This is a genomic window from Stappia sp. P2PMeth1 (assembly GCF_900185735.1).
Lineage (GTDB): Bacteria > Pseudomonadota > Alphaproteobacteria > Rhizobiales > Stappiaceae > Stappia.
Genome location: NZ_FYAW01000049.1, coordinates 1 through 9,973, shown reverse-complemented (window position 1 = coordinate 9,973; position 9,973 = coordinate 1). Strand labels below are relative to the sequence as shown.

Sequence of the window (9,973 nt, the reverse complement as noted above, 5' to 3'; positions counted from 1 at the left end):
CCGCCACTTGCCCTCGCGAAAGCGTTCTCCCGATCCGGCTCCGGCCGGATTTTTCCGTTGTATTCGGGGGTTATGCGGGAGGGGCCCTTAACTGGCCCACGCCCCGAAGGGCGCACACGCGTTCTCTCCGGGCCGGTATTCTCCGGACCTGTTAACCGCCGCGCTTTCGGTGAACAGCTTTAAGTTGATTAGCTCCCTTACCTTGCGGGCTTGCCGACCTTGAAACTGATCTCGTGCGTGTGGCCGCGCTGCCGGAAGACTTCACGCTCGATCTGTGGCTTCTGACCCATGAGGATCTGCGTCAGACGGCACGGATTCGTGCGTTCCTTGATTTCATGGCCAAAGAATTGGTAAAGGAAGCATCTGTGCTGGAGGGACGGAGTTCCAGCGATGCCACGCGGACCGGATGGAAGGATGATCTTTGCTAAATACCTCCCACCGACGACAACTAGCCTTTCGCTTGAACGCGATCAAGATTCGACCCAGATTATTGGTACAAAGCTGATGAACGAAGGAGCAGATTAATGCACGGATTTGTCGATGACATCGAAAAGTTGACCGAGGAGAACGCCGACTATCGGCGGGTCCTCTATACGGCGAGGAACATGCAGTTGGTCCTGATGGCGCTACAGCCCGGCGAAGAGATTGGCGAAGAGGTGCATGACGGTGGCGACCAGTTCTTCCGTGTCGAGAAGGGGCAAGGCGAGATCCTGATCGATGGCGCCGCACACAAGATAAAGTCGGACATGGCGATGATCGTACCGGCGGGCGCGCGACACAATGTCAGGAATACGGGCGACGAGCCCCTCAGGCTTTACACGATCTACAGTCCTCCCGAACATGTCGATGGCGTCGTCCATTCGACCAAAGGCGAAGCCGACGCTGCCCACGAGCACTTCGACGGAAAGACGACCGAAGAATAGCTCGGCTTTGCCGACTCTGTCGGAAACCGGCACCAGTCTCACTGACAGGAGCCAGCGGCGACCATCGTCGAACGTTCATGATCTCGTCGCTACGGCGGGCGGCGCGCGTTGTTGCGCCCGGAAGCATAGTTTCGGCATGAGAGCCTGCGCCGCGATTAGGAGATGAAGTGGGAAAAGCATTCGAGATCGATCGTTCGTTCGTTTTGACGGTCCTGACCGTCGCTGGGATGCTTCTGGCCATACTCGCTCTTTGGCCGCTGCAGGGTGCCGCCGCCGCGTACTTTTCCCTCGCAGGTCTGTTGCTCGTTTATCTAGCGGGCGGACTGCCAGCCGCTTGGCGGGCGGCCGCCACCTTGTGGGAGGAGCGGATCCTCGACATCGACCTCTTGATGGTCGTTGCAGCGGTCGCGGCTGCGGCCGTCGGGGCGCCTTTCGAGGGCGCCGTCCTGCTGACGCTCTTCAGCATCTCCACGACGCTGGAGGAACGGGCGCTCGGCCGCGCGCGCCGGGCCATCGAGGCGTTGATGGAGCTTCGGCCGGAGACGGCACTTCGCAAGGCGCCGGACGAGTCAGTCTCGGAAGTCCCTGCTGCCGATCTTCAGGTGGATGACGTCGTGGTGCTGCGGCCTGGCGCGCGGGTTCCGGCGGACGGGGTGATCGTCAGCGGCCGGGGCTCTCTCGATGAAGCCCATATCACCGGCGAGTCCATGCCCGTCGCCAAGCAACCCGGCGCCCCGGTCTTCGAGGCGACGGTCAACCTCGACGGCGTGCTCGAGATGGCCGTGACGAAGACGATCGCGGAAAGCACGGTTGCCCGCATGATCGCGCTCGTGACCGAGGCGCAGGCGGCCAAGGCGCCGTCGGAGCGCTTCAGTTCCTGGTTCGGGCAACGCTACACGGTCGCGGTCATGGTCGGAGCCGTCCTGGCCTTCGCCGCCTTCTACTGGCTGGGGCGCGACTGGGAGGAGGCGCTCTACCGATCAGCGACCCTGCTGGTGGCGGCGAGCCCCTGCGCGATCGTGATCTCCGTCCCTGCCGCGATTCTTTCCGCCCTGTCGGCTGCCGCGCGCGGAGGTGTGTTGTTCAAGGGCGGCGCCGCGCTCGAGACGCTGGCGGCGGTCGACACCTTCGCCTTCGACAAGACGGGAACGCTGACGACCGGCAGGGCCTCGATCACGAAGGTGGTGGCGCTCGACGGCAATGAGCGACGCTTCCTCTCGCTGCTGGCTGGACTTGAGGCCCACTCGGAACATCACAGCGCCGCAGCCATCCGGCAGGAAGCCGTCAGCCGCGGTGTTGAACCGGCCAAGGTACTTAACGTGATCACCCGGCCGAGTGCCGGCATCGTCGGCGACGACGGCGGGAGGCAGTTGTGGGCAGGCAATCCGCGCCTCGCCACGCAAATGGACGCTTCCATCGATCACCCGATGCTGAAGGCGCTGGCTGCGGACACCGAGACGGTCATCTATTTCGGGCGGGATCAGCAGGTGATGGGAGCTGTTACCATCGCGGATCAGGCCCGCCCGACCTCTGCGCCGGCGCTTGCCGCATTGCGGGAAGGTGGGGTCACCGAAATCATCATGATGACCGGCGATCGCCGTCCGGTTGCGTTGCGCATTGGCGAAGAGCTCGGATTGAAGCCCGAGGAAATCCATGCCGACATGCTGCCGGAGGACAAGGTCAGGATGGCGGGGGAGTTGGCTGCCAGAGGCAAGGTCGCCTTCGTCGGCGACGGGGTCAATGACGCCGCCGCGCTGGCCCGCGCCGATGTCGGGATCGCCATGGGTGCTGCGGGCTCCGACGTCGCGCTCCAGGCAGCCGATGTGGCGCTTCTGTCGGAAGACATGGGACGGCTTGCCGACGCGCAACGACTGGCGCGTCGCACGGCGAGGATCATTCGGCAGAACCTCGCCTTCGCCATGGGTGCCATGGTCATTCTCGTGACAGGCGCGCTATTCTTCGAGCTGCCTCTCCCGCTCGCGGTGGTCGGTCACGAGGGCGGAACGGTTCTGGTGGTGCTCAACGGGCTGCGTTTGCTGAGGGACCCCATCCGCCGCAACGAAAACAAGTCAGCGTCACCAGATCAGGTGGTGACGGTCGACAGCATCAGCGCCCCCGTCTAACGTCATGCCTATCGCAGAAAAATCCCGCGGCGCGCGGGTTGAAGACAACGACTTCAACTCGTTTCCGGCCCAGAGAAGGTTGGACGTCAGGCCCATTCCCTCCGCCACTTTGGTAAAAACCGGGAACGCCGATTCCCGCCGACTTTCCTCCTTTGGTGGCTACCGGCGTCCTCAATAGGGTGTTTTTTGCTGCCCTCGATGTAGATCGCGTCGTCCGCGATCTCGGCGTGTTGGGCGAAGGCGCGGACATGTTCCCGCCGATAGCCGCCCTTTCCAAGCCGGAGGCGAGTGCGAGCTTCGCTTGCCAGTTCCGGCACGGCCGCTTTGGCGTGAATCTAAATTCAAACAGCAAAGCGCCCGATGGATTGCACCGGGCACTTCTTTCTCAAGTCACCTCGAGATTACTTGGTAGCGAGGATTTCGAAATTGTGGACGTTTGCCACCACACCGTCGTCCCATCCACCTGAGATCAATTCTGAAGCCTTTTCATTCAGGAGTCCGGCGACTTGTCCGGCAAAGTGCGCTTCGCGGCCAGAGTTGTCGGCAAAGATGTCGAAGATGGCGAAGTTGTTCCCGTCAATCTGCAGCGCCGCCCAGAACAATGTCTTGGGTTCAGTTTCTGCGACGATGAGGCCGGCGGCGGTCAGCAAGGCTGCCAATTCGGGGCCTTTACCTGGAGCAGCTTCGAGCTTGATGTAAGTTGCGGTCGTTGCCGTGTAGAGATCAACCGGCGCCTTTACCGACAGGACATCGGAGTTGTTGATATTCGCGACAACACCGTCGTCCCATCCTCCGTCGACCAGCGCGTCGGCGTTTTGCTTCAAAGCCGCAGCAACCGCTCCTGAGAAGTGAGCGTCGCGTGCTTCTTCATCTGCGAAGATGTCAAAGATTGCGAGCATATCGTCGGCTTGCAGAGCAAACCAAAGTACAGTTCCCGTCTCTGTTTCCCGCACGATAGGTGCGGCACCTGCCAGAAACTCCGCGAAGGCTCCGGTCTGGCCTTCGGCGGCGGGCATGGCGATGTAGCTGGCAGTATGATTTTCCATTGCGTTGTCCTGTGCAGTTGCAGAAGTTGTGAACAGAGCCAGTGCGGCGAATGTCTGAAGGATTTGCGCTTTCATGGTCGTCTCCTGATTTGAAGTGCATCGTGTTTGGTTTCGATGCACTCTTGTCCCATGCTGGGTGCGCCGGGCTCCAATTCCGAAATTCTATTCTTTGATAGACGTGGACTATCGAACTTGTTTTGATGGCCTGAAATGAGATGTGACGGAGAATGTGGCGATGGAAATGAACCAGATCAGGTATTTTCTCGCCGTCTGCGAGCACCGAAACTTCACCCACGCAGCCAGTGCCTCCAATGTCTCCCAACCTTCCTTGACGACTGCGATCAAGAAACTTGAAGACGAGCTTGGAGGTGACCTGTTTGTCAGGGACCGTGCGGGATGCAGGCCTACGTCCCTCGGTAAACTCATGCAGCCAAGGTTGCAGAAGGTTCACGATGAGACGCGACAGGCTAAGGCAGAGGCGGTCCGTCATATGCGCTTGGAGCGGGTTCCAATCTCTGTCGGTGTCGGCGAAACGATTGGCCACAACAGGATTTCGGCAGCTATGGAGCGTACTCGTACGCGATTGCCGCAAGCCGAAATCGAATTGATCGTTGCGTCAACCTCCGAGCTTCTTGCCGGGTTACGAGATGGTGAATTTGACGTTGTAGTCACCGCAGAGAAGGTCAGTGAAGACCTCTATCGTATAGACCATCTCTATGAAGAGGACTACAAGGTCGTGGTGTCAAAGTCGCATCCGTTGGCTGAACTAGAGCACGTCCAGTTTAATCCGGGTCATATCCGGCCGCTTTGAAGTAGTTTGCGCATTCGGCTGGCGTGAAGAGGTCGAGGAGCGGGCCGACTGCGTCCCACAATGCGTCGATTGTCCTCTCGGCCTTTGCGCGCAGCAGCGCCTTGAGCTTGGCGAAGGCGTTCTCGATGGGATTGAAGTCGGGACTGTAGGGCGGCAGGTAGAGCAGGTTCGCGCCTGCTGCCTCGATCGCCTCGCTCACGCCGGCGGCCTTGTGGGCGGGCAGGTTGTCCATCACGACGATGTCGCCCTCCGACAGGGAAGGAACCAGCACCTGCTCGACATAGGCCAGGAACACGTTGCCGTTCATGGCGCCGTCGTAGACGAAGGGCGCGGTCATGCCCGTCAGCCGCAGCGCGCCGGTGAAGGTCGTGGTTTTCCAATGGCCATGCGGCACGCCAGCCCGGCAACGCTCGCCGCGTGGCGCTCTGCCTCGCAGCCGGGCCATCTTCGTCGACAATCCCGTCTCGTCGATGAACACGAGCTTCGCTGGGTCAAGATCGAGCTGGCCATCGAACCAGGCCAGGCGGCGCTTCAGGATGTCAGGGCGGTCCTGCTCAAGTGCATGCGCGGACTTTTTTTCACGGTCCAACCACGGCCCCGAAGCCAGGCACTCAAGGCGCTGCGGCTGATCTTCACCGACCGCTCGACCAGAAGTCGCTCCACCATCTCGTTCAGCGTGATGTCTTTGCGCTCCTCAATCATGTCGACGATGAAGGCTTCATGTGCATCGAGGCGGGAAGCGCGGCGACGACCTTGCGGGCGTGGCGCCAGTTCGCCAATTCTGGCCCGTGCAATCCAGCGGATCGCGCTGGATACTCCCACGCCGAACCGGGCAGCCGCCTTGCGCGCCGACATGCCCTCATTCGAAGCCTTCACAACTCGCGAACGAAGATCCCCGCTCAGTGCTCTTCCCATCATCCACCTCCATCGAGGTGGATGTTGAATCACCCGCGAACGCCGCCGTCACATCACAATCGATTCATCTATCGCCGGACGTGCTCTAAATGCGATCTCTCTTTCGGCTCTTGCTAAAACTGACATGCTTGACCGCCTAAATTGCGAAATGCGGGATGTTTTGCATGGGACCTGCGCGGATCATGGTCACGAACTCTACGCGGCCTATCGGTCAAATCGCGTGGATTGGTTAGTTGAACTTGCTCGGCAAGGGTCAGGTGCGGTGATCCTGCCAGCCACCGCTATTCCTTCGGACATGGGCCTGGTGTCGAAACCCATCGATGGCCTTGAAATATCAAGAACTGTTTTGGCCCTTCGATATCGGCACCAAACGACGAGACCAGAGACAAATGATCTGATCCGTGAGATGACGCGCACGCTGGCGTAGTGAGGTCGGTAATCGACATTCGCCCATCGTGCAGCATTCGTCACTTTGGGCTCAGACCAGACTTTCGCGGCATCACGCTCGAACGTCCGTTCTACTTTTCTTCGAGATCTCGCCCGCAATCCGCCACTTAGCGCTGGAGAAATTGCGCCAGATTGCGGTGAAGGTCACAGCGAACCACACCCATTGTGTGCGGTGATAGTCGTCGGTGACGTACTCTTCAAGAAGCCACCGCGCCGCGTGAGGCGACCTTCGGCGCGGGTAACAGTGGGTGGGTTCTTTTCAATCTTGAAGAGCCGCTTGATTTCCCTGATGACCTCTTCAGCAGACGGCCCCGACTTTGCCGTCGGGTGGAAGTGAATGAACGGCAGGTTTCGGGCGCCGAACGCGGCGCTCCGAACGGCGACAATGGGGTCGGAAGCTGTCGCAAAATATGGTCGAAAGATATGTCTTTGTCGTGAAGGTTGTCGCTCCAACAACATGGAGCGCAAGAAATGGAAATATCAGATCAGACTACCTCCCTTGATCCCTACTTCGCGTCGTTCGAGGACAGTCTTTCTGCAAAGAACTACAAACCCGATACCCTGGCGAATTACCGATACCTGCTTCGCCGCTTCGGGCGATTGCTCGAAACCGAGGGCATTGCACCCTCGGCGTTGACGCCAGAACTTGCCGTCGAACTAGGGCGACGGTTGCCGGTCACACCAAAAAGCCAGATCAAGGTTCCCAATCTTGCCAGGCTGTTTGTCGCGCATCTGATTGAGATCGGGGTGGCGACACGGCCACCGTTGACACCTGCGCAGGCCGAACGTGCAGAGTTGCTGAGCAATTTTGAAACCTATCTTCTGCAGCAGCGCGGCCTCAGCCCGCGAACGATTTATCATGTGCTGCGGTTCGCGGATCGCTTCCTCGATCATCGCTTTGGTGACAATATGCTCGATCTTCCGGCGATGAACATCCGGGATGTCGTGGCGTTCATGGAGCACCTGCTCGCGCGCAAGCACCCGTTCCGCGACAAGACGCCGGCCACGCATCTGCGCAGCTTCTTCCAGTATCTGTTCGCACAGGGCCTGACGACGACCAACCTGTCGCTCAGCGTGCCTAGGACGCATAAGCCCTGGGGCGCCAGGCTTCCGCGTCATCTGTCTCCCGATGAGGTGGAGGCAGTTCTGGCCTCGGTACGGGTCAATCCGCGGCGCGGCGCCCGCGACTACGCAATGCTGATGCTGATGGCCCGCCTCGGCTTGCGCGCACCGGAGGTCATCGCGATGCAGCTTGATGACGTGGACTGGCGGGCCGGCGAGTTGCTGGTCCGTGGAAAAGGCCAGCGTCATGATCGGTTGCCAATCCCGCCCGACGTCGGCGAAGCCATCATCGGCTATTTGCAGCAGGAGCGAACGTCAACGACCACGCGCACGCTGTTCGTGACGCACCGAGCGCCAAACCGCCCATTCAAGGACAGCCAGGTCATAAACGACATCTTGAAGGAAGCGTTCGCGGCGACGGGCGTGAAGCCGCCGACGCCCTATGTGGGCTCGCATGTTCTGCGCCACAGCCTAGCGACGAATATGGTGCGCTCCGGCGCATCGCTTGAGGAAATCGGCGATCTGCTACGGCATCGGTCGCGGGCGACGACGATGATCTACGCGAAACTCGACACGGATAGCCTACGCTCCATCGCCCAATCTTGGCCCGTCGCGGAGGAGGCACGATGAGCTTCCTTGCCGAACTTGACCGCTACGTGACTCTCAGAAGAGTCCTCGGCGCCGATCTGAGTACCGATGCACGGATACTCCGTCGCTTCGCCACCTTCGCCGACCGCGATGGCGCGCAGCACGTGAACACCAATCTGGTCATGCGCTGGCTCGAGAGCCTGCCATCCGCCAGTCCCGGAACCCGGGCAACACGCTTCAGGGTGGCCCGTCAATTTGCGGAATGGTTGCATGGCATTGATCCGAGGCACGAGGCTCCACCCCGAGGATTGGTGCCTGGCCGCCTTCAACGCGTGCATCCATATATTTATAGCGAAGCTGAAATCGTTGCGATCATCGATCAGGCGCGGACGTTACCATCGGTCTACGGCCTGCGTGGCCTGACCTGCTCGACGCTCTTCGGGCTGATCGCCGTGACCGGACTTCGGATCAGCGAAGCTCTCGGTCTCGATCCTGCTGACCTGGAGGTTGAATCCGGCATTCTTCACGTCCGGCAGGGCAAACTCGGCAAGGAGCGATTGCTGCCGCTGGATCATAGCGTCGTGCAACGGCTCGAAAGCTACGGCCGCGAGCGGGACCGGCTGCTCGGGCGCAGGCCGGGAGCATTCTTCGTGACCTGCGAGGGGCATCGTCTTGGCGATTGCAGCGCCCGCTACAACTTCGCGCATGTGTGCCAGCAGATTGGGCTACGAGAGCCGCAGCTTTATCTTCGACATGGCCGTGGGCCGCGCATTCACGATCTTCGCCACACCTTCGCGGTGCGGACCATGCTGAACTGGTACCGGTCGGGCAAAGATGTCAGCCGCGAGATGATCAAGCTCACGACATGGCTGGGTCATGCAAGCCCTGCCAATACCTATTGGTATCTGGAAGCGGTCCCGGAACTGCTGGAACTGGCTTCGTCCCGAATGACTGGCGTGGCGGCGGAGGCGGGAATCCGATGAAGGCGACCAACTTCCCCGCGCTGATCCAACGCTTCTTCACCGACCGGCTCTCTACGCAAATGGAGGCGAGCCGCCACACCGTCGCTGGCTACCGGGACACATTCCGGTTGCTGATCCGGTATGCGAGTTCCAGGTGCGGGAAGCCGCCGACGAAGCTCACGATCGAGGATCTCGACGCCGATCTCGTTGCCGACTTCCTGACCCATGTGGAAACGGCGCGCGGCAACACGGCGCGCACCCGCAATACACGCCTTGCCGCGATCCGATCATTCTTCCGCTACGTCGCAATGACCGATCCGAGCTGGCTTCTTCATTGCCAGCGTATTCTCTCGATGCCGAACAAGCGGTATGTGAAGCGAAGCGTGACGTTCCTTGACGCTCAAGAGATCGCGGCGCTGCTCGCAGCACCAAATCGAACGATATGGGTGGGACGCCGTGATCACGCTCTGTTGCTGCTTGCGCTTCAGACCGGATTGCGAGCGTCAGAACTGATCAATCTGCGCTGCAAGGACGTGGTTCTTGGGACTGGCGCCTACATCCGCTGCATCGGAAAGGGGCGGAAAGAACGCAGCACTCCTCTTCGTCGCGATACAGCTAAGCTGATTCAGGGCTGGATAGGCGAACGCCGTAACAGCGATGGGCCATTGTTCCCGTCGATCCGGGGCGAGCGGCTCAGTCGCGATGCGTTGGAACACCTGGTGCGCAAGCATTGCCTAGCAGCATCACGAGTTTGCCCGAGCCTCGCAGGCAAGCGCGTCACGCCGCACACGTTGCGGCACAGCACGGCGATGGAATTGCTGCATCATGGTGTCGACCAATCCGTGATCGCTCTATGGCTTGGGCACGAATCCGTGGAAACAACCCAGATCTATATCCACGCCGACATGCGGCTGAAGGAAAAGGCGCTCGCGCAGGTTGCCAGCCCAGAAACGCATACCGGGCGTTATCGCCCAAGCGATGAGCTGCTCGCTTTCCTCGAAACGCTCTGATTATGCCGAACTGCCGCATGGCCGACAGCAGACGCAACGGCCGCCGAACTCGGCCATGCGGCATAATCCAGCTTACGGCATAATGC

At 60.4% G+C, this 9,973-nt stretch carries 10 protein-coding genes; 8 read left to right on the top strand and 2 right to left on the bottom strand.

Annotation, left to right across the window (positions count from 1 at the left end):
* The first annotated feature begins 233 nt into the window (after positions 1 to 233).
* From P2PM1_RS22710 to P2PM1_RS22700, 3 genes are all read left to right on the top strand, one after another.
* Positions 234 to 428 (top strand): hypothetical protein, encoded by a 195-nt coding sequence (locus tag P2PM1_RS22710; RefSeq protein WP_208985391.1) that lies wholly within the window; start codon positions 234 to 236, stop codon positions 426 to 428.
* 96 nt (positions 429 to 524) lie between these two features.
* Positions 525 to 923 (top strand): cupin domain-containing protein, encoded by a 399-nt coding sequence (locus P2PM1_RS22705; RefSeq protein WP_169289221.1) that lies wholly within the window; start codon positions 525 to 527, stop codon positions 921 to 923.
* Positions 924 to 1,150: 227 nt separating this feature from the next.
* Positions 1,151 to 3,046, top strand: coding sequence for a cation-translocating P-type ATPase (locus tag P2PM1_RS22700; protein ID WP_169289223.1), 1,896 nt, complete (start codon positions 1,151 to 1,153; stop codon positions 3,044 to 3,046).
* Between the two features lie 401 nt (positions 3,047 to 3,447).
* On the opposite strand, the gene P2PM1_RS22695 is transcribed toward P2PM1_RS22700, so the two are convergent.
* Entirely contained in the window at positions 3,448 to 4,167 is a 720-nt protein-coding gene (locus tag P2PM1_RS22695; RefSeq protein WP_186400665.1) for a putative quinol monooxygenase, read from the bottom strand.
* Positions 4,168 to 4,327: 160 nt separating this feature from the next.
* On the opposite strand from P2PM1_RS22695, the gene P2PM1_RS22690 reads away from it, so the two are divergent.
* Complete coding sequence (locus P2PM1_RS22690; RefSeq protein ID WP_244301604.1) at positions 4,328 to 4,903, top strand: LysR family transcriptional regulator; 576 nt, start codon at positions 4,328 to 4,330, stop codon at positions 4,901 to 4,903.
* Here P2PM1_RS22690 and P2PM1_RS22685 read toward each other — a convergent pair.
* A protein-coding gene (locus P2PM1_RS22685) for an IS630 family transposase (RefSeq protein ID WP_186400664.1) occupies positions 4,875 to 5,818 on the bottom strand; the annotation gives its coding sequence in 2 pieces (ribosomal slippage) (positions 4,875 to 5,485 and positions 5,485 to 5,818; 945 coding nt in all). The two genes, P2PM1_RS22690 and P2PM1_RS22685, sit on opposite strands and share 29 nt — an antisense overlap.
* Positions 5,819 to 5,846: 28 nt before the next feature.
* On the opposite strand from P2PM1_RS22685, the gene P2PM1_RS22680 reads away from it, so the two are divergent.
* The 4 genes from P2PM1_RS22680 to P2PM1_RS22665 all read left to right on the top strand — a co-directional run bounded on the left by P2PM1_RS22680 (position 5,847) and on the right by P2PM1_RS22665 (position 9,887).
* Positions 5,847 to 6,245, top strand: coding sequence for a LysR family transcriptional regulator substrate-binding protein (locus P2PM1_RS22680; protein WP_371637015.1), 399 nt, complete (start codon positions 5,847 to 5,849; stop codon positions 6,243 to 6,245).
* Positions 6,246 to 6,736: 491 nt separating this feature from the next.
* Positions 6,737 to 7,957, top strand: a complete 1,221-nt coding sequence (locus tag P2PM1_RS22675) for a site-specific integrase (RefSeq protein ID WP_186400663.1) — start codon at positions 6,737 to 6,739, stop codon at positions 7,955 to 7,957.
* The gene (locus tag P2PM1_RS22670; RefSeq protein WP_149145806.1) at positions 7,954 to 8,898 is read left to right on the top strand and encodes a tyrosine-type recombinase/integrase; all 945 of its coding nucleotides are present in this window, start codon (positions 7,954 to 7,956) and stop codon (positions 8,896 to 8,898) included. Before P2PM1_RS22675 ends, P2PM1_RS22670 begins: the two co-directional genes overlap by 4 nt.
* The gene (locus tag P2PM1_RS22665) at positions 8,895 to 9,887 is read left to right on the top strand and encodes a tyrosine-type recombinase/integrase (RefSeq protein WP_024897186.1); all 993 of its coding nucleotides are present in this window, start codon (positions 8,895 to 8,897) and stop codon (positions 9,885 to 9,887) included. The genes P2PM1_RS22670 and P2PM1_RS22665 overlap by 4 nt, the downstream gene beginning before the upstream one ends.
* Positions 9,888 to 9,973: the final 86 nt, after the last annotated feature.

Excerpts from the sequence above, each read along its gene's own strand:
- P2PM1_RS22665 (WP_024897186.1), top strand. The coding sequence starts at position 8,895 with ATGAAGGCGACCAACTTCCCCGCGCTGATCCAACGCTTCTTCACCGAC.
- P2PM1_RS22695 (WP_186400665.1), bottom strand. The coding sequence starts at position 4,167 with ATGAAAGCGCAAATCCTTCAGACATTCGCCGCACTGGCTCTGTTCACA.
- P2PM1_RS22690 (WP_244301604.1), top strand. The coding sequence starts at position 4,328 with ATGGAAATGAACCAGATCAGGTATTTTCTCGCCGTCTGCGAGCACCGA.
- P2PM1_RS22670 (WP_149145806.1), top strand. The coding sequence starts at position 7,954 with ATGAGCTTCCTTGCCGAACTTGACCGCTACGTGACTCTCAGAAGAGTC.
- P2PM1_RS22700 (WP_169289223.1), top strand. The coding sequence starts at position 1,151 with ATGCTTCTGGCCATACTCGCTCTTTGGCCGCTGCAGGGTGCCGCCGCC.
- P2PM1_RS22705 (WP_169289221.1), top strand. The coding sequence starts at position 525 with ATGCACGGATTTGTCGATGACATCGAAAAGTTGACCGAGGAGAACGCC.
- P2PM1_RS22675 (WP_186400663.1), top strand. The coding sequence starts at position 6,737 with ATGGAAATATCAGATCAGACTACCTCCCTTGATCCCTACTTCGCGTCG.